Origin of the sequence: Flagellimonas pacifica (assembly GCF_900215465.1) — a bacterium.
GTDB lineage: Bacteria > Bacteroidota > Bacteroidia > Flavobacteriales > Flavobacteriaceae > Flagellimonas > Flagellimonas pacifica.
Genome location: NZ_OBEH01000001.1, coordinates 1,139,114 through 1,161,266 on the forward strand (window position 1 = coordinate 1,139,114; position 22,153 = coordinate 1,161,266).

Annotated in this window: 21 protein-coding genes; 6 read left to right on the top strand and 15 right to left on the bottom strand. The window is 37.8% G+C overall.

Features of this window, described 5'->3' with window-relative positions; translation table 11 throughout:
- Positions 1-219 precede the first annotated feature (219 nt).
- Entirely contained in the window at positions 220-1,029 is an 810-nt protein-coding gene (locus CRO15_RS05115) for a helix-turn-helix domain-containing protein (RefSeq protein ID WP_097044675.1), read from the top strand.
- Between the two features lie 19 nt (positions 1,030-1,048).
- Here CRO15_RS05115 and mfd read toward each other — a convergent pair whose 3' ends face one another.
- Both mfd and pdeM read right to left on the bottom strand, forming a co-directional pair.
- Entirely contained in the window at positions 1,049-4,453 is a 3,405-nt protein-coding gene (mfd, locus tag CRO15_RS05120; protein ID WP_097044676.1) for a transcription-repair coupling factor, read from the bottom strand.
- Positions 4,454-4,507: 54 nt separating this feature from the next.
- A complete protein-coding gene (pdeM, locus tag CRO15_RS05125) occupies positions 4,508-5,140 on the bottom strand; it encodes a ligase-associated DNA damage response endonuclease PdeM (protein WP_097044677.1) in 633 nt (210 codons plus the stop codon).
- A 762-nt stretch (positions 5,141-5,902) separates the two neighbouring features.
- Here pdeM and CRO15_RS05130 point away from each other — a divergent pair.
- Entirely contained in the window at positions 5,903-7,468 is a 1,566-nt protein-coding gene (locus tag CRO15_RS05130; protein WP_097044678.1) for a reverse transcriptase domain-containing protein, read from the top strand.
- Between the two features lie 332 nt (positions 7,469-7,800).
- Here CRO15_RS05130 and CRO15_RS05135 read toward each other — a convergent pair whose 3' ends face one another.
- A complete protein-coding gene (locus CRO15_RS05135; protein WP_097044679.1) occupies positions 7,801-10,263 on the bottom strand; it encodes a ligase-associated DNA damage response DEXH box helicase in 2,463 nt (820 codons plus the stop codon).
- Positions 10,264-10,376: 113 nt separating this feature from the next.
- On the opposite strand from CRO15_RS05135, the gene CRO15_RS05140 reads away from it, so the two are divergent.
- Positions 10,377-10,799, top strand: coding sequence for a tellurite resistance TerB family protein (locus CRO15_RS05140; protein ID WP_097044680.1), 423 nt, complete (start codon positions 10,377-10,379; stop codon positions 10,797-10,799).
- A 2-nt stretch (positions 10,800-10,801) separates the two neighbouring features.
- On the opposite strand, the gene fbp is transcribed toward CRO15_RS05140, so the two are convergent.
- Positions 10,802-11,803, bottom strand: coding sequence for a class 1 fructose-bisphosphatase (fbp, locus tag CRO15_RS05145; protein ID WP_097044681.1), 1,002 nt, complete (start codon positions 11,801-11,803; stop codon positions 10,802-10,804).
- Positions 11,804-11,915: 112 nt separating this feature from the next.
- Here fbp and CRO15_RS05150 point away from each other — a divergent pair, with 112 nt between their 5' ends.
- The 3 genes from CRO15_RS05150 to CRO15_RS05160 all read left to right on the top strand — a co-directional run bounded on the left by CRO15_RS05150 (position 11,916) and on the right by CRO15_RS05160 (position 15,575).
- Positions 11,916-12,398 carry a GNAT family N-acetyltransferase gene (locus CRO15_RS05150; RefSeq protein WP_097044682.1) on the top strand — a complete coding sequence of 161 codons (483 nt, stop codon included), beginning with the start codon at positions 11,916-11,918 and terminating at the stop codon, positions 12,396-12,398.
- Between the two features lie 29 nt (positions 12,399-12,427).
- Entirely contained in the window at positions 12,428-13,678 is a 1,251-nt protein-coding gene (locus tag CRO15_RS05155; protein ID WP_097044683.1) for an aspartate kinase, read from the top strand.
- A gap of 76 nt (positions 13,679-13,754) precedes the next feature.
- Entirely contained in the window at positions 13,755-15,575 is a 1,821-nt protein-coding gene (locus CRO15_RS05160) for a GNAT family N-acyltransferase (protein ID WP_097044684.1), read from the top strand.
- Between the two features lie 12 nt (positions 15,576-15,587).
- Here CRO15_RS05160 and CRO15_RS05165 read toward each other — a convergent pair whose 3' ends face one another.
- The 11 genes from CRO15_RS05165 to CRO15_RS05215 all read right to left on the bottom strand — a co-directional run bounded on the left by CRO15_RS05165 (position 15,588) and on the right by CRO15_RS05215 (position 22,139).
- Complete coding sequence (locus CRO15_RS05165; protein ID WP_097044856.1) at positions 15,588-16,010, bottom strand: arsenate reductase ArsC; 423 nt, start codon at positions 16,008-16,010, stop codon at positions 15,588-15,590.
- Between the two features lie 16 nt (positions 16,011-16,026).
- The gene (locus CRO15_RS05170) at positions 16,027-16,503 is read right to left on the bottom strand and encodes a GNAT family N-acetyltransferase (protein WP_280950953.1); all 477 of its coding nucleotides are present in this window, start codon (positions 16,501-16,503) and stop codon (positions 16,027-16,029) included.
- Between the two features lie 24 nt (positions 16,504-16,527).
- Entirely contained in the window at positions 16,528-17,022 is a 495-nt protein-coding gene (locus tag CRO15_RS05175) for a DUF6428 family protein (RefSeq protein WP_097044686.1), read from the bottom strand.
- Between the two features lie 2 nt (positions 17,023-17,024).
- The gene (locus tag CRO15_RS05180) at positions 17,025-17,348 is read right to left on the bottom strand and encodes an ArsR/SmtB family transcription factor (protein ID WP_097044687.1); all 324 of its coding nucleotides are present in this window, start codon (positions 17,346-17,348) and stop codon (positions 17,025-17,027) included.
- Between the two features lie 98 nt (positions 17,349-17,446).
- Entirely contained in the window at positions 17,447-17,872 is a 426-nt protein-coding gene (locus tag CRO15_RS05185; protein ID WP_097044688.1) for a TM2 domain-containing protein, read from the bottom strand.
- Between the two features lie 51 nt (positions 17,873-17,923).
- A complete protein-coding gene (locus CRO15_RS05190) occupies positions 17,924-18,310 on the bottom strand; it encodes a VOC family protein (protein WP_097044689.1) in 387 nt (128 codons plus the stop codon).
- A gap of 6 nt (positions 18,311-18,316) precedes the next feature.
- Positions 18,317-18,772 (bottom strand): DUF1801 domain-containing protein, encoded by a 456-nt coding sequence (locus CRO15_RS05195; protein WP_097044690.1) that lies wholly within the window; start codon positions 18,770-18,772, stop codon positions 18,317-18,319.
- A gap of 8 nt (positions 18,773-18,780) precedes the next feature.
- Positions 18,781-19,287 carry a DUF4199 domain-containing protein gene (locus CRO15_RS05200; RefSeq protein ID WP_097044691.1) on the bottom strand — a complete coding sequence of 169 codons (507 nt, stop codon included), beginning with the start codon at positions 19,285-19,287 and terminating at the stop codon, positions 18,781-18,783.
- A gap of 186 nt (positions 19,288-19,473) precedes the next feature.
- Positions 19,474-21,498: a PepSY-associated TM helix domain-containing protein gene (locus CRO15_RS05205; protein ID WP_097044692.1), complete on the bottom strand. Its 2,025-nt coding sequence runs from the start codon at positions 21,496-21,498 to the stop codon at positions 19,474-19,476.
- Entirely contained in the window at positions 21,495-21,806 is a 312-nt protein-coding gene (locus CRO15_RS05210; protein ID WP_097044693.1) for a hypothetical protein, read from the bottom strand. Before CRO15_RS05210 ends, CRO15_RS05205 begins: the two co-directional genes overlap by 4 nt.
- On the bottom strand, positions 21,807-22,139 hold the full coding sequence (locus CRO15_RS05215; protein ID WP_133067206.1) for a hypothetical protein: 333 nt from the start codon (positions 22,137-22,139) through the stop codon (positions 21,807-21,809).
- Positions 22,140-22,153: the final 14 nt, after the last annotated feature.

Consider the following 22,153-nt stretch of genomic DNA (forward strand, 5'->3'; position numbering starts at 1 on the left):
AAAAAAATCCTTCCAAACCAAAAAATGTCAATTTATTTAATAGGAGATTGAGTAGTTGCTACTATTTTTTAGATTGTTAATTTTTAAAGAAATTATGATGATATTGTAAGTGTAAAATGCAAAATGTCGGGTAAATGTCGGACCAAATCCAATGATTGTTCTTGGAGGTATTTGACTTTTGAATGTAACATTGTCTCAAGTTTCTAAAGAACAATAACGATGAAACAGCCAAAACTAGGATTAAAAATCAGTGAATTAAGGAAGCAAAAAGGATTTACCCAGGAGGAACTGGTAGAGTTGTGCAATATAAATGTGCGAACATTACAGCGTATAGAAAGTGGAGAGGTGACACCACGTAGTTATACTGTAAAAACTATTTTGTCCGCCTTGGACTATGATTTGGAAAACCTAAATGACAACGAGTCAGAACTAGGAGCTTCTGGAATTGGCTTCATAGCTCCGAAGGAAGCAAAATCGATACATTTTTTGTTGACTCTGGCTTGGATATCGGGTCTTTTCTTTCTGATTACGGCAATTTTTGAGGGTATAGCGGATTATGTTCGAATAGAGGATGACGAATTTATCTATGGGCAATGGGGGCATTTGACCGTAAAAATCCTTGTGTTGGTTTTCAATCTTTTGTTTTTGTATGGTTTTTTGATTACTGGGAAATTGCTTAAAAACTACTTGATGAAAATCGCCGCAGTTTTAATGATGGCTGCACTTATTGCTTTTTATGGCTATGATATAGTGTCTATATTCAATGACCCATTGGAAATTGAAGCCGTGTTTCTTGCTGAGGCCATCATATTTGGAGTTTTGGGGATGCTGTTCGGAATATCTATTCTGAAATCAGGCAAAAAATTAAGGACCCAGGCCTTTGCAGCAGGAGGAGCAGAACTATTGATGTCATTTTGCCTTTTGACTGTTTTCTTGACCCCATTGGCCCTCTTCCTATTTTTCCCAACAGTAATTTTGGAGATGGTGTTGATATTTAAAATTGCGGCTTTGGTGAAAGAAAAGAAGTAAGCTAAAAACAATCTATTTTCTAGATTGATAATGCTTTTTTTTCTAATAAAGAGGTAAATGGTTCCATGGCCTTTAAAGCTTTCTCAACACTCGTTATCCCATCAAAAACTAACAATAACCGTAATCCATTGCGGGTTTCTTTTTCTTTGAGTTGACAGGTTTTAGGATTGGATTGAACATAGTTCAATACTTTGGTAAAAGCAGGACTTTGATAGAATTCCGATTGTTGGTCGGCAATAAAATACCCTAAGAACTTCCCTTTCTTTAAAATTACCCGCTCCAATCCAATACTATTGGCAATCCATTTAATACGGACCGAATTGAGCAAGTCAACAACAGGTGTTGGCAATTCCCCGAATCTATCAATCAGTTCTTGTTCATAGTTACGAAGTCCTTCCTCATCTTCAACTTCATTCAATTGGGTGTACAAATTCAAGCGTTCGGTAATGTTGTTGATATAATCATCAGGATAAAGCAATTCAAAATCAGTATCTAGCTGAGTATCCTTCACATATACTTTTTCCTGTTGACCTTCAACTTCTTCATACAATTCTTTGAACTCATTTTCTTTGAGTTCTTCAATCGCTTCGGCCAATATTTTTTGGTAGGTCTCAAAGCCAATTTCATTGATAAATCCACTTTGTTCACCACCAAGCAAATCTCCAGCTCCTCGAATTTCCAAATCTTTCATGGCAATGTTAAATCCACTACCCAATTCGGTAAATTGTTCCAAAGCTTCTATACGTTTTCGGGCTTCCGGTGTCATTACTTCGTAAGGAGGTGTAATAAAGAAACAGAAGGCCTTTTTATTGCTTCTCCCCACACGGCCCCGCATTTGGTGAAGATCACTCAAACCAAAGTTATTGGCGTTGTGTATGAAAATGGTATTGGCATTTGTCACATCCAGACCACTTTCCACAATGGTTGTGGAAACCAGTACATCAAACTCCCCGTTCATAAAGGCCAGCATCAATTGCTCCAGTTTTTTGCCTTCCATCTGTCCATGACCGATTCCAATTTTAGCATCTGGAACCAAACGTTGAATCATTCCAGCTACTTCTTTAATGTTTTCAATGCGGTTATGGATAAAAAACACCTGCCCACCGCGTTGAATTTCATAAGAAACGGCATCTCGAATAATTTCTTCATTAAATCTAATCACCCTACTTTCAATGGGATAGCGGTTCGGGGGAGGAGTATTGATAACTGAGAGGTCGCGGGCCGCCATCAAACTAAATTGGAGTGTTCGCGGAATAGGGGTGGCCGTTAAAGTGAGTACATCTACATTCTCCTTGATGGATTTGAGTTTATCCTTGACCGATACACCAAATTTTTGTTCCTCATCCACAATTAACAAGCCCAAATCTTTGAACTGCACATTTTTGTTTACCAATTGATGGGTGCCGATGATAATATCAATTTTCCCCTCGGCAAGTCGTTCCAAAATCTCTCGTTTCTCTTTGGACGTTCTGAACCTGTTCAAGTAATCCACCGTAACCGGAAGCTCACCCAGGCGTTTTTTAAACGTATTACTATGTTGAAATGCCAAAATGGTTGTAGGTACTAAAATAGCAACCTGTTTGCCATTGTCCACAGCCTTGAACGCAGCACGAATGGCCACTTCTGTCTTTCCAAAACCGACATCGCCGCAAATCAAACGATCCATGGGGCGCTCACTCTCCATATCCCTCTTTACGTCTTGGGTCGATTTCTCCTGATCAGGAGTGTCTTCATAAATGAAAGATGCTTCCAGTTCATGTTGCAGGTAGCTGTCCGGGGCATATTGAAACCCTTTTTCCAAGCGTCGCTTTGCGTATACCTTGATGAGGTCAAAGGCAATTTTCTTTACCCGACTCTTGGTTTTTTGTTTCAGTTTTTTCCAAGCTGCGGAACCTAGCTTGTAGATTTTTGGTGGGGCGCCGTCCTTGCCATTGAATTTGGAGATTTTGTGGAGCGAATGGATACTCACATATAAAATATCCCGGTCGCCATAAACCAGTTTAATGGCTTCCTGTTTTTTGCCTTCTACATCTATTTTTTGAAGTCCGCCAAACTTGCCAATGCCATGATCTATGTGGGTTACATAATCCCCAATTTCCAATTTGTTGAGTTCCTTGAGGGTGATAGCTTGCTTTTTGGCATAGCCATTTTTCAGTTGGAATTTATGGTAGCGTTCAAAAATCTGATGATCCGTATAACAGGCCAGTTTTAAATCTTGGTCTATAAATCCTTGATATAATGGAAAGACCACAATTTTGTAATGAACGGTTTCTTCAACCTCCTCAAAAATATCGTTAAGGCGTTTGGCTTGTTGTTCTGTGGAACAAAAAATATAATTGGCTAACCCTGCCGCATGATTGTCGTTTAGATTTTCAATGAGCAGGTCAAATTTTTTATTGAAAGAAGGTTGGGGTTTGGTGTTGAAATCAATAATGTCACTTCGACTTCGCTCAGTGACCCTATCATCAGAATTTTGGTGACTGAGCGGAGTCGAAGCACCAAATTCCACCAACTTAAAATCTTCCAGCTGAGATTTCAACAAAGTTGAATGCACAAAAAGCTCTTCAGGTTTGGCATGTTTCAACTCACTTTCAAGTTTGGCGAAACTTTCCTCTGCCTTTTGAAAAAATGAATCAATTCTACCGTAAACCAAGTCAAGATTTTTGGAAAAAATGACCGTTTTGGGAGCAATGTATTTTAAAAAACTCTCTCGGGACTCTTGCAGGAACTTGTTTTCAACATTTGGGATAATGGTAATGCGCTTTACCTTTTCCATAGAGAGCTGGGTTTCCACGTCAAAAGTTCGGATGCTATCCACTTCATCTCCAAAAAATTCGATGCGATAGGGTTCGTCATGCGAAAAGGAGAATACGTCAACAATACCTCCACGCACGGAAAACTCCCCCGGCTCTGTAACAAAATCCACCCGATTGAACTGATATTCAAAAAGGACTTCGTTCAAAAAATCAAGCGAAAGAGTGTCCTCTAGCTTGATTTTCAATGTGTTTTTGTCCAACTCTTTTCTAGTGACCACTTTTTCAAAAAGCGCATCGGGATAGGTGACAATTACGGCAGGTTTTTTTCTGGAGTTGATGCGGTTCAATACCTCTGCCCTAAGCAATACATTGGCATTGTCTGTCTCTTCAATCTGGTAAGGTCTACGGTAGCTTCCAGGATAAAAAAGCACTTCGTTTTCTCCAATCAGCTGTTCTAAATCGTTAAGGTAATAGGCAGCTTCCTCTTTGTCATTTAATAAAACAAGGAATGGTAGTTCTGCTGATTTGAACAAGGAAGAAATTACAAATGAAAGGGAAGAGCCAGTTAGGCCTTTTACATTGATTTTTTCAGATTGGGAAATGGAATCCCTCAGTTTCCCAAGTTGGGGAGACTGTTCAAAAAGTTGAAAAATCGATGCTTTGGTCAATCCAAAAACTTTGCGGCAAATATATGTGGAAGAACAGTAGCCAACAAGATAAAGCTAGATTTTTACCACTTCATCTTCAACAATAGCAAAAACCTCGTCTCCTTTTTTGGGTTTTAGGGTATAAGTTCCAGTAAACTCACCAAAAGCAGGAAAAATGAGTTGTTTTTTAGATTTAAAGAAACAAGAAAGCCGCAAGTTTTGCCTGCCAAACCCTTTGAGTTTTATGGCAGGATGAATATGTCCGCAGAAATTGAACAGACCCTCTCGTTCCTCAGGATGATGGGTCAGCAGAAAATCGTTCAAGATCAGCTCCTGTAAAATGGGGATTCCCAATTGATCAAATTTATGGGGAGAAATAATATCATGGTTGCCAGAAATCAAAACAATTTCTGCTGGTGTCTTGGCCACCCAGTTTTCGAAAAGCTCCCATTCTTTGTTTAAAGAGGAGTGAAATAAATCTCCTAAAAAACAGATTTGAAAGGGATTGAAATCAGCAACGATCTTATCTAACAGTATATAGTTTTTGTGGATTGCTTTTCTTGGGACAGCTGCCCCAAATTTTCTAAAATGTGCCACCTTGCCAAGGTGTACATCACTAATGAGCAACATAGATTTTTCCTCCCAAAAGATTCCACCCAAAGGGTGGAGCGCAAAGTTTTGGTTTTGGATTATGATGTTTTGGGTCATCTGTTAGATAGAACTCCTTCCCCGTCATCCTGAGCGCAGTCGAAGGAAAGGCAAGGAGGATTGATATAAATTATTCAGAAGGAAGGGATATTTACCTGCCTCCGTCTATCAAAGATGCTAATAAAATGGTCGGTTTCATAATTCGTTAATTCAAAAGGGGTAGCGGTCAATTCTATGTGGATTTTTAATCCAAAAATGGCTAACTTCACTTATCGGGCGATATAGTTCATTGAAACGAACCATATCTTAAACGTTGTGTGTAATGTCAGAAACACCTCGTCTACATTTTAAATTTTCAACTTTTATTACAAAATACTGAGAAACTGACATTTAAAATGACAGTATGTCATAAGAACCTCACAAAAACACTACTCTTTTAGTAAATTTTTAAATGGTACGGTTTGTGACTATTTGAATGTCAAGGATTAAGAGTTGGGACAAGACTGGTAGGTACGTTTTATGTAAAGTGCACATTAGTGTTCCACGCGCAGACTTCGGCTGACGTGTGAAGAGTGATTCCAATCTTGCAAACCTGCATCAATGTTATTACAAGTTGCATTGTTGAGAGGACTGTAAGAAGGTCAATCTTAGTTTCTATTTCTGCCGATACTGTCATAAGTGATGGTGTTAGTAAAGATACGAACTTTATTCTATCAATGAGTGGCGTTGCCTATAGCGAAAGTGAAAAGCAACTTCAGGATTGTATCTACCCATAAGTGAGCCACGACCAACTCTAATCCTTTTTTTAATCAATGTTTGACAATGAATGACGAATGGCTAAAATTTAAAAAGTATCCACATATAGGAAAACCATTAACAAGTCAAAAAGACAAGACTTGGTTAAAAAGTTATATAGCAAATCCAGAAAACATTGCAAATCACAAGTTCGTGCCACTCTTGCACAGAACTTTAAGTCAGCGAAAATATAGACCGCTAGAAAATGCACCTAAGAATAATAGCGGAAAACGTCAACGAACAGTAAGCGACAAGAAAGAACGTCATATTTATTTTCCATCTCATTTAGATTCAATAATTTATAGCTATTACAGCCATCTGCTTACAAAAGCGTATGAGGAATATTTAGAAAACAAAAATTATGGTTCTGTTGCTGTAGCGTATAGAAAAATCCCAATCGGAAATGGTAAAAGTGGTAATAAATCTAATATCGAATTTGCATTCGAGGCATTTGAATTTATTGAAAAAAACAAACACCGAAAACTTTCTATAATTATTGCAGATGTAACTTCGTTTTTTGACAATCTAGACCATCGTATTTTACATAGTCAATGGAAACGTGTTTTGAACACTAACAATCTATCTGATGACCATTATACAATATTCAAAAATTTGGTAGACAACAAATATGTAAATGAGAATGAATTATTTAAAAGGTTTCAACATAAACTAATAATAGAAAGGTTCTTGCCGAATGACACCTCACAAAAGATTCTTAAGCGTAAAAAAGTAAGTAAAATTTACAATATGCGACACGAAAATGTGGTCGCTTTTTGTGATAAGGATGAGTTCTTCGAAGAAGCAACTGACTTAATTAGAACAGATAAACCGTACAAAAAAGATATTCGTCAAAAACTCAACAAAAAAGAAAAGAAAGGAATTCCGCAAGGCACACCTATCAGTGCAACTCTCGCAAATATTTATATGTTAGATTTTGATGAGCGAGTTCATTCCGAAACATCATCCAAGAAAGTATACTATCAAAGATATAGTGATGATTTAATAATCATTTGTGACCAAAAGGATGAAAAATATTTTTATGACTTGATTCAAAAAGAAATTGAAGTTGAAGCGAACTTAGAAATTCAAGCAAAGAAAACTAACGTTTACAGATATGAACTTAATGAAAAGTCAATTTTTAAAGGTGGCATAGTAAAAAATGATATAGTCAATCCTAATAAACAATTGGAATATTTAGGGTTTATTTACGATGGCTCAAAAGTAAAAGTTAAAACTGCTGGTTTTTCTAAATTTTATAGAACTATGAAAAGGTCGTTTAGAAGAGGAGCACATTTTGCCAAAAAAGCGCACATCCCATCTGATTCTCTTTTCGAAACTAGATTGTATAAAAGATTCACTCATTTAGGTTCTAAAAGACGTTTAAAATGGTTACCAGACGAAAACAGTACAACTGGATATAGTCCTTCAAAGCACTACGATTGGGGAAATTTCATAAGCTATCTCGATAAGGCTAATTATGTTATGAAAGAAATTAATGGAGATGATTCTATAAGTCAGCAATACAGCAAGGTTTGGAATAAATTTCATAAAATAAAAAAGTCTACATATCAAGAGTTAGGTATTGAAAAGTAGAAAACACTACACACAACACGGTGTATAAAACATAGCTAATAAGTGCTTAATCGAAAGGTTTGTGTATATTTAGAAAGTCCGCCAAATTTTTAATTTGGCTTTTTAAAAGAGAAAATAAAAAACAAAATATAAAAATTCGGCTCTGTGTTAATCCGAAAAGTTAGTGTCTTTTTGCACGCTACATTTCATACACAAGACCGATAAGTGCCATGCAAAAAAAAGGCTTTATCTGCTGCCTGAGGCAAGTCTCACTATTCAGAAGTATTAGCCCTATTTTTTTTCAATAACCCTTTGGACAAAATCATAAAGACACCCTAACAACACTTGTTTAATTATTTCGTCAAGATTTTTGTCATCCGTTTAATACGGTCGGCCAATTTTTCGTTAGACAGTTTTTCCCGTAACCTATCGGTAATAATGGGGAAAGAAAAGGGAGTGGGATTTTGACATTTTTTCCAAACGATATCCTGATTCATAATTCGTTCTAAGGCCAATCGAAGGCGACCTTCCTCCAATTGATGCTCAAAGGTTTCGATAAAAGCTTGTTGATAGAGCAAATTGTCATCCTCAAAATCCTTGAAAACGTCAAAAAGAAGCTGAGAACTGCTCTGGAGGTGTTTCATTTTGACCCCTTTTTCTGGATAACCCGTAAAAACCATGCCACTGATAACGGCAATATCGCGGAATTTACGTCGCGCCATTTCGTTGGAATTCAAACTTTTTTGAAGGTCACTCAGCATGTACTCTGGCGTAAATAAGTTGTTGTCCAACACTTCCTGAATGTCAATTTCCCGGTCTGAAAGCAATTCAAATCCATAGTCATTAAAGGCAAGGGAACAGGTGATGGGCGAAAGCAAACTTATTCGGTAGGCCAGCAAACTGCTCATGCCTTCATGAATGGCCCTGCCTTCAAAAGGATAAAAGATATGATGGTAGCCATCATTGGTCTTGAAGGTCTCAATCAAGAATTGATTGGGTTGGGGTACGATGCTCTCCTCTCGTTGTTTGGTGAACATGGGCTGTAAAGACCTAATTTCTGGTGATTGGACCTTGGATTCCAGTTCTGCCGAATACAATTCTTGCCGTAACAGTTCAGACATTTTTGCAGAAAAACTTAAACGCCCGCCCATCCACGATGGTATTTTGTTGCTGCGTTTGGATGAGTTCTTTACTTGCGCGGTCATACCTTTGATGCGGATAAATTCAAGATTCCTTCCAGCGAAGGTGAAAACATCGCCAGGAGAAAGTTTTGAAATAAAGGATTCCTCAATAGTGCCAATATACCCTCCTTTTTGATAACGTACTGAAAGACTGGCATCGCCCACAATGGTTCCAATCTGAAATCGGTGCCGTCTGGCAATGGTCAAATTGTTCACTTTGAATTTTCCGTCAGGTACCACTTCCACTTTTTTGTATTCGTCGTAGGTCTTGAGACTTTGACTGCCCAACACCAAGAAATTCAATAACCATTGCCATGTTTCCTCCGTCAAAGTTTGGTAGCAAAAAGTTTGTTTCACTTCGTGAAAGATTTCTTCAGGATAAAACCCATCCGAAACTGCAAGTGTGGTCAAATACTGGATCAATACATCATAACTGTTCAGATATGGAATTCTATCCTCAACTGCAGCATTCAAAACCGCTTTTTGCATGGCCGAAGCTTCAATGAGCTCCATGGCATGTGTAGGCAAAAAATAAATAACACTTTCCTTTCCTGGTCTATGTCCGCTTCGCCCTGCACGTTGCAAAAAACGGGCAACGCCTTTTGGTCCTCCAATTTGTACTACGGTTTCCACAGGGGCAAAATCCACACCCAAATCCAGACTGGAAGTGCAAACAACGGCTTTTAGACTTTCATTTCTAATGGCTTGCTCCACCCAAAGGCGGGTATCTTTATTGATGCTTCCATGGTGCATGGCAATTTCCCCAGCATATTCGGGATGTTTCTCCAAGATTTTTTGAAACCAGATTTCGCATTGCCCTCGGGTGTTGGTAAACAACAAGGTGGTTTTACTTTTGTTGATGATGGGAACCACATCTTCCAATAGTCGCAAACCTAGATGTCCACGCCAGGGAAAGGTTTCCATTTGTTTGGGAATAATACTTTTTACCGTGATTTTTTTGTTGAGATTGGCTCTAACTAATATCGAATTTTCAAGCTCTGTTGATGAAGGTCCCAACAATACTTCACAAGCCTGCTCCAAGTTTCCGATGGTGGCAGAGATGCCCCAGATACGCAAATCTTTACAGATGGTTTTTAAGCGTGAAAGACCAAGTTCCATTTGCACCCCTCTTTTGGAACCCAAAAGTTCATGCCATTCATCAATCACTATCGCTGAGCAATTCTTAAAGACCTTATCATAACCCTTTGAGGATAGTAAAAGTTGAAGGCTTTCGGGAGTTGTTATCAGTAGGTCGGGCATACTTTTCTTTTGCCTAGCTCTTTCAGCGGTTGAAGTATCCCCAGTTCGGATGCCAACGGTCATTTGGGTTTCCAAATCTTGGGTGATACGTTCTGCAGATTGTTTGATTTCTTGTGAGAGCGCTCGTAATGGGGTTATCCAAATGGCTTTGAGTCCTTTTCTGTGCTTGGTTTTATAATCTGGATTGTTTTTAATGTAGTTGAGTACAATGGGAAACCAGAGCGCATAAGTTTTTCCACTGCCCGTCGGAGCATTGAGTAAACCATGCTTTCCATCCAAAAAAGCTTTCCAGGTTTCTTTTTGAAATGGAAAAGGTTTCCATTCTTGTTGATGGAACCAATTTTCGGCAATATGGAAAAGTTTGGATTGTTGCAGTGGAATAATTTTGAAAAGTTAGGTTGCAAAATGAAAATTACAAATTTCTTTTGGTCATAATTTTACAATCCTTTCTACTTTAAGAATTATATTTGCCGAACAAATTTTAGCACATGCCCATTTTAGATTTATACGAGCACGGAGAACAGCGTAAAAATTTGGCTCATTTTGCCACTTTGGCCACTTTGGCCGCTTCTGACGGAATCATAAGCGAAGAAGAAAAAGCTATTCTTGATAAGTTTGCCTTTAAATTGAACATTACCGATGTGGAATACAAAGAGGTAATGAAAAAGGAGAACAAATATCCTATTGAGACCCCACATAGTGGGGAGAAGCGTTTGATGCGTTTATTCGACTTTTTTAAGATGGCATTTGCTGACCGTAATATTGATGAGGACCAAGAAAAGCTTATTGAAAAATATGCTATTGGATTGGGTTACTCGCCTGACGACGCAACAGCAATCATTGAAAAATCTTTTGATATCTTTTGTGGTAAGATAGCTTTTGAAGACTATCAGTATCTACTTAAAAAGTAAGTCTAGGGCTGCATAAATTCCTCGGCCTTTTCCACCATTTTTTTGCTTCCACAGAAAAAAGGAACCCGTTCATGTAATTCCGTAGGTTGAATATCCATGATGCGCTGGTGACCATCACTGGCTTTTCCATTGGCCTGTTCAGCCAAAAAAGCCATTGGATTACATTCGTATAATAGGCGTAACTTTCCATTTTGGGCTTTACTGCTCTTGGGGTACATATAAATTCCGCCTTTGATCATATTCCGGTGAAAATCTGATACCAACGAACCAATATACCTTGAGGTATATGGCCTGTCACCCTCTTCTTTTTGGCAGTATTTAATATAATCTTTCACTCCTTGCGGAAAGTGGATGTAGTTTCCCTCATTTACAGAATAGATTTTGCCTGTTTCTGGAAATTGCATGTTTGGGTGTGATAGATAAAAAGTTCCGATGGCAGGATTCAATGTAAAACCATTGACCCCGTGTCCAGTGGTGTATACCAACATAGTGGAAGTTCCATAAATAATATACCCGGCCGCAACCTGATTTTTTCCAGGCTGAAGAAAATCCTCAAGGGTAACGGGGGTTCCAACCGGAGTAATTCTTCTGTAAATAGAGAAAATGGTTCCAACGGAAACATTCACATCAATATTGGAAGATCCATCCAAAGGATCTATCAACACCACATACTTGTTTTGATGGTTTTCATCTTGACTGTTTATGCTGATATAATCATCTTCTTCCTCTGAGGCAATTCCACAGACAATCTCTCTATTTTTTAAGGTTTGGATAAACTTTTCGTTGGCTAGAACATCCAATTTTTGTTGATTTTCACCTTGAATATTGGTGTCTCCCGCGGTGCCCAGTATATCAACCAAACCCGCCTTGTTCACCTCATGATTCACTACTTTAGCTGCCAATCTTACGGCATTTATAAGCTTTGAAAGCTCGCCAGTGGAGTATTGAAACTCAGTTTGGTTTTCAATAATGAATTCACCTAAGGTCTTGTTCTTGCTAGACATGAATGCAGACTGTTTTATTTGGCGACAAATATCGGGTATTTTGTTATACTATAACGTTTTCGTTAAAACATAATTATAGATATTTATAACTTTGAGTTTTATTTATAACAATATGGATTTTGCAATCAGAAGTGCGCGTAAAGAAGATATGGACCAAGTTTTGTCCCTGGTTCAAGAATTGGCTGAATTTGAGAAAGACCCCAATGCGGTTGAGGTAACAAAGGAAGATTTAGTTAGGGATGGCTTTGGGGAAAACAAACGGTTTCAATGTTTTGTTGCCGAAAAAGCAAAAGATGTTGTTGGGATTGCCCTAATATACCCTAGATACTCAACCTGGAAAGGTCCTGTGCTCCATTTGGAAGATTTAATTGTCTCTGAAGAAATGAGAGGAAGTGGTTTGGGAACTGCGCTTTTAGATGAAGTTGTTAAGTATGGCCATTCATTAGGTGTAAAAAGAATTTCATGGGAAGTATTGGACTGGAACGAGCCTGCCATCACCTTTTATGAAAAAAAGGGAGCTCTGGTAAGAAGAGATTGGGATGTGGTTCAGCTTGATGAAAAGGGCATTGAAAATTATATTGAAAATTTAAACTAACCGTTAGGTTAAATATAGAAAAGAAACTTATGAGAGTTTTTAAGTTTGGAGGAGCGTCGGTCAAAGATGCTGATGGTGTCCGGAATGTTGTAAAAGTATTACAAGAAGTAGGGCATGAAGATACGTTTGTGGTTATTTCAGCAATGGGAAAAATGACCAACGCCATGGAGAAAGTTGTTGTTGCTTACTTTAAGGATAAACAGTCCATAGCAAAATCTTTACAAGATGTCATAGACTATCACGATAAAATTTTATCTGATTTGTTTGAGAATTCAAATCATCCAATATACTCTAAGGTGAAATTACTTTTTGAAGAAGTAAAAGGTTTTTTAACTTGGAACAAATCGCCAAAATATGCGTTTGTCTACGACCAAGTGGTTGGGTATGGAGAATTGGTTTCCACAACCATAATTAGCGAATATTTGAATGAGGTTGGAATTCAGAATGTATGGCAAGATGTGAGAAGCTTAATTAAAACCGATAATGATTATAGGGACGCCACTGTAAATTGGGAACGCACACAAGAAGAGGTTTCATCAAGGGTGGACATGTCAAAACTCAATGTTTCCCAAGGTTTTTTAGGGAGCGACGATAACAACTTTACAACCACTTTGGGAAGAGAGGGGTCGGATTATTCGGCTGCAATATTGGCCTATTGTCTTAATGCGGATTCTGTTACTATTTGGAAAGATGTGCCTGGGGTTTTAAATGCAGATCCAAGAAATTTTGAAAAAACCGAACTGCTCAATAAAATTTCATACCGTGAGGCAATTGAATTGGCTTTTTATGGAGCTTCGGTGATTCACCCAAAGACTTTACAGCCTTTGCAACGAAAAGAAATTCCATTACATGTAAAATCGTTCATAGACCCAAAAGGGAGCGGTACAACTGTGGGAAAAGGAGAAGGAATATCACCCAAAATTCCTTGTTTCATTGTAAAAAAGGACCAAGTCTTGTTAAAACTGTCATCACTTGATTTTTCCTTTATTGTTGAAAACAATATCAGCGATATTTTCAAATTATTCCATGATTATCGGATGAAGGTGGATCTCATACAAAATTCGGCCATTAGCTTTTCGGTTTGTTTGGATAATAAATTCAATGGGTTAAAACCTATGCTAAATGAGCTTAAAAGAAGGTTCAAGGTGGTTTGTCATGAAGAGGTTTCGCTATATACTATTCGCCATTTTGATGACAAAGCCGTAAAATCCCTTCAAAATGGAAGATCGGTTCTGGTGGAACAGCGTGGAAAAGAAACGGTTCAGCTTGTGGTAAAATAAATTTGCCTTCATCTTTAAAGATTGAAAACCTAATAACTCTAATTTTCTATCTTTATGCCTACCTAATTTATGTTTTATGGGGTTGGTTTCTGCGAAAGAGGTAGCAAAGGTTGTTAATCTGGACAAGTATGGTTTTTTTGGCACCTTTGTTGGATGGCTTTTAATGGTAGCCACCAAGATTACAACCATAAACCGGTTTTATAATAAAAACAAAACTCTTCCCGGAACAGATTTTCTAGAGGCCATTTTGGAACATTACGAAATTGATTTCGAGATTCCGGAGGAAGATTTAAAAAGACTTCCAAAGTCTGGGCCCTATATAACCATAAGCAATCATCCGTTAGGAGGTATTGATGGGGTTTTGCTTTTGAAACTAATGCTTCAAGAGCGTAGCGATTTTAAGATTATAGCTAACTTCTTGTTGCATAGAATTGAGCCGCTAAAGCCATTTATTATGCCGGTAAATCCTTTTGAAAACCATAAAGATGCCAAAAGCAGTATCATGGGATTTAAAAATGCTCTTCTGCATTTGCAAGAAGGACATCCACTTGGCATTTTTCCTGCAGGCGAAGTGTCAACCTATAGGGATGGAAAACTGGTAGTGGATAAACCGTGGGAAGAAGCTGCCCTTAAATTGATAAGAAAGGCAGAAGTGCCTGTAGTACCTATTTATTTCCATGCAAGGAACAGCCATCTTTTTTACAGATTGTCCAAGATCAGTGATGTTTTTAGAACTGCTAAACTACCTTCTGAACTTACCTCCCAGAGTAGGAGACCTATTAAGGTTCGAATTGGGCAGCCAATATCTGTAAACGCTCAAAAAGAAGAAGAGTCTTTGGAATCGTTTACGGAGTTGCTTCGGAAAAAAACCTACCTCTTGGCCAATGTATTTGAAAAAGAGAGTTTGTTGGATAAGATGCCCACTACTTTGAAAATTCCAAAGCCACCAAAAAAGATTGCCTCTGCAGTAAGCAGTGAGGTTTTAGAAGGGGAAATTGAAAAGTTGAGGGAAAAAGATTGTCGAATGCTTCAGAGTAAGAACTATGAAGTGTATCTGGCCCAACAGTCTGACATGCCCTTTATTTTGAATGAAATTGGGAGGCAGCGGGAAATAACCTTTCGAGAAGTTGGAGAGGGAACCAATAATGCGGTAGACTTGGATGCTTTTGATTCCTATTACCACCATTTATTTCTTTGGGATAATGATTCAAAGTGCATTGTTGGGGCGTACCGAATGGGGCTGGGTTCGGAGATATTTAAAAAATATGGCATTGATGGGTTTTACCTCCAAGATCTTTTCAGATTTGAACCTGAATTGTATGGGATGATGGAAAAATCCATTGAAATGGGAAGGGCATACATTGTTAAGGAATACCAGCAAAAGCCTATGCCATTGTTTCTGTTGTGGAAAGGAATTGTCCATACTACCCTGAGACACCCAGAGCATAAATATTTGATTGGAGGGGTAAGCATAAGCAACCAGTTTTCCAATTTCTCAAAATCGTTGATGATAGAGTTCATGAAATCTAACTATTGGGACCCCTATGTGGCGCAATATGTTAGACCAAAAAAGGAGTTTAAGGTTAAATTAAAAGATGCTGATAAGGAATTTGTTTTTGATGAGACCCAGGCCGATCTCAATAAGTTTGACAAGTTGATCAGTGAAATAGAAATGAGCAGTCTTCGTTTGCCAGTACTCATTAAGAAGTATATTAAACAAAATGCCAAGGTGGTGGCCTTTAATGTTGATCCTCTCTTTAATAATTCAGTAGATGGATTGATGTACATTAAAATAGCAGACCTTCCCGAAAGTACTGTTAAACCAGTAATGGAGGAGTTTCAGGCTGAGCTTGAAAGAAAAATGGCGGAAGGAAACAACCATACCGCCATAGAATAAGTTTAATTGATGTTAGTTTACCAATTCTTCTTTCACAAAATCATGGCAAAACTCCTTGATTTCATTTCTTGCCTTTAAAAAAGCGGCATGCTTAACTTCCTCTGTTCCGGTAACTTTTGAAGGATCAAAAAAGTTATGGTGAATTCGCTCCGCAGTTTTAGCTGGGATAAAAGGACAATTTTCTTTGGCATGGTCACAAACAGTGATAATATAATCCCAATCAATGCCCTGGTACTCATCCACATGATTGGAAGTGTGATTTGAAATGTCTATCCCATCTTCCTTCATGATGGACACAGCGCCGGGATTTAGACCATGGGTTTCTATTCCCGCACTGTAAACATTAGCCAAAGAATCTTGAAAATGGTTTAAATAGCCATGCGCCATTTGACTTCGACATGAATTTCCTGTACAAAGTACCAATACGTTTTTCATTTTTGTTTTTCGGTGTTTAATCTGTTCCAACTTTTTTGCTTCTTCTTTCAAATAGCAGGTTATCTTTCCATTGACCATGCAATTTGCCTACGCGTTCGCGTTTGCCAATGTAGCGAAAACCAACTTTTTCATGAAGATGGATACTGGCTTTATTTTCTGGAAAAATACCGGATTGAATGGTCCACAATCCGGCATTTTCACTCTCAATTATTAATCGTTCTAAAAGCAGTTTTCCAATTCCTTTGCCCTGGTTATTAGCCCCGATATACACACTGATTTCACCAATGCCTCCATAAACACATCTACTGGAAACAGGAGATAAGGCTGTCCATCCAAGAATGTTATCGGATTCTTCTGCTACCAATCTGCATTGAGTTAAATGGGCCTGGTTCCAATTTTCATAACTCGGGATTTCTTGTTCAAATGTTGCAAAGCCGGTAGCTATGCCTTCGGCATAAATTTGGGATACTTGTTCCCAATCCGATGCTTTCATTTCTCGGATTAGCATACTAGGCAATTAGCAACAACCACTTTCAGGGGCACAACAAGCTGTTTCCGTAGTCACTTTCTCCGATTTTTCAGTAACACCACAGGTTTCTTTGGCCTTGCAATCCGTTTTTTGAACAGATAACTTAAAGGTTAATGTATCTGAATCCAGAGCATAATCGTTAACAAAGAGTTGTGCTGTGTGGAAATTAGCATTACTATATTCAAACTTAACCTCGGCATCTTTGTTCATAGGTTTCATTCGGTCTACTTTATTCAAAATCCCCAATGCTTTATATGCAGACATAAACTCTGTTTTTCCAATCTCCTTTGGACTTTCCCATAGTTGTACTATAGTTTCTTTCCAAAAATCGGTTCCTGCGCCACAATCTACAGATTCAACCGTAATGTTCTTCACTTCAGTGATGTGATAATTGGCACCTACAAGTTTACCTTCTGTGTATTCAAAAAGTAAACTTTTATCCTGATGTTGTTTTAATAGTGATAGAAATTCTGATGTATTCATGATTAACAGCAATTATAATTAATATTAGAAAAGAACAGATGAAAAGATTGTTGTAATTCTTCCCAGCGCTCTTCATTTATGCAATAGCAAAGATTTTTACCCTCAAAGGTTCCTTTTAAAAGGCCAATTTTTTTGATTTCGTTCAAATGTTGAGAGATAGTGGGTTGTGCAAGCCCAATAACATCTACAAGGTCATTGCAAATGCAACCTTCTTGCTTACTTATATATTCCAAAATGGCAATACGAGCAGGGTGGGCCAAAACCTTTGCGGCTTGAGCCAATTCGTTTTGCCTTGAGGTGAACATATGTGTTTTAGTAACTCCCATATTTAAAGCAAATATATAAATTAATTTTAATATTGCAATATTACGATTATAATAATAAATAAAAAGGCCAGAAGAAATAACTCTGGCCTTTTCTTATGTTAGAACCATGGTTTTTTACCCACTTGGTATGTGTTGTAAAATTCCTCATCAGATTTTGTGAGGTAAATAATTCCTTCAACAACAGTCACTACCCAAACAACCATATTGGCCATACCGCAAGTAACAATCCCTAATACTATGGTACAAATTAAAAGTATAATCCCTTCTTTATTATACCCTAAAATAAATTTATGGATTCCGAACCCGCCAAGCACTATGGCAAGGATTCCTGCAAGAATCTTTTTATTGTCCCCACCGGCACCTTTTATGCCTTCGGCAAATTCGTTGGCCGTCTTTTTGGCTTCGTCGGCAAAATCACTAGCTGCCTCTTTGGCATCTTCTGCAGCTTCCTTTGCGGTTTCTTTTGCTTTGTCAAAAGCTTCCTCCGCTTTATCTCCTAAGTCTTTCTTTTCTTCTTCGGACATGGTATTATTTGTTGGTTAAACTTGTTTTAAAAGTAGCAAATAAATCAATACCTAGAGAAAAGCTTTATCAACAGGCTCCCAAAGCTCAATTTTATTGCCTTCAGGGTCAAGAATCCACCCAAATTTACCGTAATCATATTCCTCTATTTCTCCTACAACGGTGACACCTTCTTCTTCTAAAGTCGCTAAAAGCTCAACAAGGTTCTCAACCCTAAAGTTCATCATAAACTGTTTTTCACTTGGTTGAAAATAGGTGGTATCATCTTTAAAAGGACTCCATTGTGTCATACAATCGTTACCATCTTTGTCTTTCCACCAAAAACTCCATCCATATTGATCGGTTGGAATGCCAAGCCTTTCTTTATACCATTTTTTAATGTTATCTGGATCTTTGGTCTTGAAAAAGAAACCACCCAATCCTGTTACCCTGTTTTTCATTCTAATCTATTTTTTTATATTCTTTTCGTACAATGAAATCCAATCTTTTGGGGTCATTTTTTGACACAACTCCGCAATTAAGTCATATGGGATAGTTTCTACTTTTTTAAACCGAATGCAGCTTTTGCCCATATCCAATTTGGTTTTTACATACTTGGGATATTCACCTACAAACCAATTCATTAGATTTTTATCGGCATAAATACCGGAGTGATACAAGGCCACAAAATGCTTTTGAGAGGCAATGTTGATAAAAGGAAGCGGCAACTTTGGGTTGCAATGGTATCCATCAGGATAAAGCGAGTGAGGCACTACATAACCAATCATTTTATAACTGATACATTCTTCAAATCCATCTGGTAGATTTTGTTGGACTGTTTTGCGCAGTTTGGAAACAGCTTGTTTTCGGTCTTCAGGAAGTTTGCTTATGTATTCATCTGGAGTTTTTGCGTCGATTGTCATAGTAGAAATTATTTACGTTGTAGAACCAAAGCTGAAATTAAGGAAATTATACTACCGATCACAAATACGGTCATGGCCATAAATGCAAAAGAAATTAATGGGTTTGAAAACATTTCCTTTTCAGCATTTAGTTCTGCTAGTCTTTTTTCAAATTCATCGGGCGGAAGAGTATTTCTTAGACCTTCAACAATTGTATCGTAATAGTCCACCATGAAATCAGGATTCAATATCTGTGAATAAATAGTGTCCAATATCCCGAAGGCCAAAGCTGTGATTAAACTGATCAAGATTCCGATGATAAGGGCATTTTTAAAACTGACCTTTCCTTCATTTTCCGTATCCCTAAAATGCCTTATCCCAAAATAGACAAAACCCAAGGAAAGAATCATGGAGACATAGCCTATAATTTCTTGGGCAGTGAAAGACAAATTGTCCAATAGGAATAAACTTATCAGAAATAGGATCCAAATTGTAATTGCGCCATAAAGCCCAAATCGAATTATTGTTTTTTTCATATGTATTTGTTTTGATGGTTGAAGCAAAAATACCCAGCGAGGGAAATAGGGGAGTCATACTAAAGTACCAAAACCATTAAATTATTATCTGATAATGAATAAAAAAAAGCCCATTCTATATATAGAATGGGCTTAACAAACTAAACTAACTCAAACTTAAAATAAGATTTTTGTTATGATAAAATGTTAGTCCACTTGCTTGGTCCATTTGATTATACTGATGAGCAAAAACACGTTTGCCACGACCATCATGGCAAGGATGAGTAGCTCGGAAATATTTGAAATTTCATAAAACAAGGAGGCCACAAAATGGTATACATTAAAAAGTCCAGCCAATAGGGCCCAAATAAAAGCGGTCCATTTATACCAGTTTTTTTTTACTTCCAAAGTGAGTAAACAGAATAGTAGGGCCAAACCTTCCAAGGCAATGCGCCAAAGATGATGTTCTGTAGGAACCGTACCATCAGAACCTTCTATCATAACAGTTTCATTATAGTACACGCCAAAAAGGCCATAAATATGGTGTACAATGTATCCGACTGCCAAAAACAGCCATAAAATTGAAATTTTTGTTCTCATAAATTTTAGTTTTTCATTAGTTGTTATTTCATGTTTTTGCTGATATTCTTGAAAAGCTTCTTCTCTAAGTATTGCGTGTTCTATTTTGGGAATTGGACGTTTTAATTTTAATAAAACAAGTACGGAAACCAATCCGACCATAATCCAGAACAAGTCAACACTCAAAATTGCATATTGATTTGCAGCATACATTTTCCAAAACCAATTGCCTGATGTAACTCCGTTGCAGATAGGGATTAAGAAAGCAAAAATACTCCCGAATAAAAGGCTGTATTTGTTGATTTTGAAATTGTCCCGTGTAAATCTAAGAGCAAAGGACAATGCTATCCACCCTAAAAAGAAAACACCGTATAAAATGGATTGTCTTGAGGCGTCCAAATTTCTGGGAAGTACTTTGGCCACAATAAAAGTGAAGGCCGTAATGGGATACATGCCCAAACAGATAGCAAGATAGATATGTCCCACTTTTCTATTGAAAAGCTTTTGGGTAGTGGGCACTTTATTCTTATTTCTGGCCTCAAGCCAAATCAATACTCCGGAAATAATCACAAAACAGGTGATGAAAGCCAACACTAGATATATGAATTTTAAAGGAAGGCCTCCATAATCACCAAAATGCAATCGACGGATGGTCAGTTCCACATCCTCTACATAATCATTTATATAGGGGTCTTTTTCAGCTTCCAATTTTTGCGACATTACATCGAAGACCAGCCTGCCATTTCCTAAAAATTTGTTTTTGGTATCGAGCAGTCCATCCACCTGAAACTTCATGTTTGTTGCTCCGTAATTTCTTATATAGACCTGGGCAGGTGTAAAAGTTTCCCATTTTGCCAAAGTTTTGTCCATAAATGGATTTAAGGAGGGAACACTATCTGCTTTTTTGCCTATTTCATAGGATTTGGTCATGGGCCGCAACTCTTCGGAGAGTTGTTTGGTGTCATTTTTATATAGATAGTTGGCAGGAATCAATATCAACACGGATAAGCACAAAAAGCAACTGGTGACGGCAAACACAAATTGAAAGGGCAACCCAATAATTCCTAATGCGGTATGGGCATCGGTCCATACCGTTTTCAGTTTTTCTTTTGGACGAAAAACGTAGAAGTTACTGATGATTTTTTTCCAATGGACAATTACTCCCGTGACTATGGCAAAAAGGAAAAATAGGGCCACAAAACCTGCCAAATAGAGGCCCAAGGTTGGGATTTGACTAAAAAAATGCAAGCGGTACAGCAGTTCACCCAAGCTGTAAAAAGCATAGTACTCGGAGAGCTTATAGGTATTGGCATTTACATTAAAATAGTAATACTTATCGGGTTGATTGACTATGGTGCTGTCCTGAGATTGACTCAACAACACATAAATTTCCTGTTTGGCATCAGGTGGGATTATCCTAATATCCCTACCGTATAGGTTATACCCATCTGCTTTAATGGAATCTACCAATCGATCATAATCTATGTTTTGGATTTGTTCCGTAGTTTCGAGGTCACCCTTTTCCCAAGCGGTAATTTCATCTTTGATCAATGCAAAGGCACCGGCAAAGAAGATAATGTAAAGGGCAACGCTTATAACTATCCCGCTTACCGTATGCGTATGAAGAAAGACATTGTAATTTCTTTTGCTCATGATTTGGGATTAATGGGATGATACAAATTGCCGTAATGGACAGCGACAGCGAGGATAAGGATGACCGCCATATAGATTAACCAAACCTTCCATCCGTTTTTTGATAGAAAGGGAAGCAACAGACAGAGTGTCCAAACTAAAAAAATGCTATAAGCTGACGTGATAAGTACAACCCTATGATTAGGCAACCATAATGCCAATGCCATATGGAACATGGCGGCTATTAGGTATCCTCCAAAAATACCCGCTGAAATCTTGGCAAAAGCATGCCAACCAGAATGTGATAGATATTTGGGATTTGCTGGCATCTATGATAGGGTTAGTTCCAATATCAAAAACCCGGCAAAAATGGCAACCAAGCTTTTGTAATCAATCATCTTTAAAGGACTTATCAAGATCACTATGCTCCCAACTGTCGTAAGTAGAATAAATCCCCAAAAAAGCCCCGTGCCAACTCCTTTGTAAATCCCTAGAAGGGTAAAACCAATTACCAAAAAAAAGATTCCAATAACATTAAGGCCCAAATTGATTTTTGGCGTTAGTTTTTCAAGGAAAAGAGGAGGGCCGTATTTGTTCCTTTTGGAAGTTAGATAGGGCAAGAAGAAACCCAAAAAGAAAAATGCGATAATAATTGTAAGCATGGTCATGATTTTAA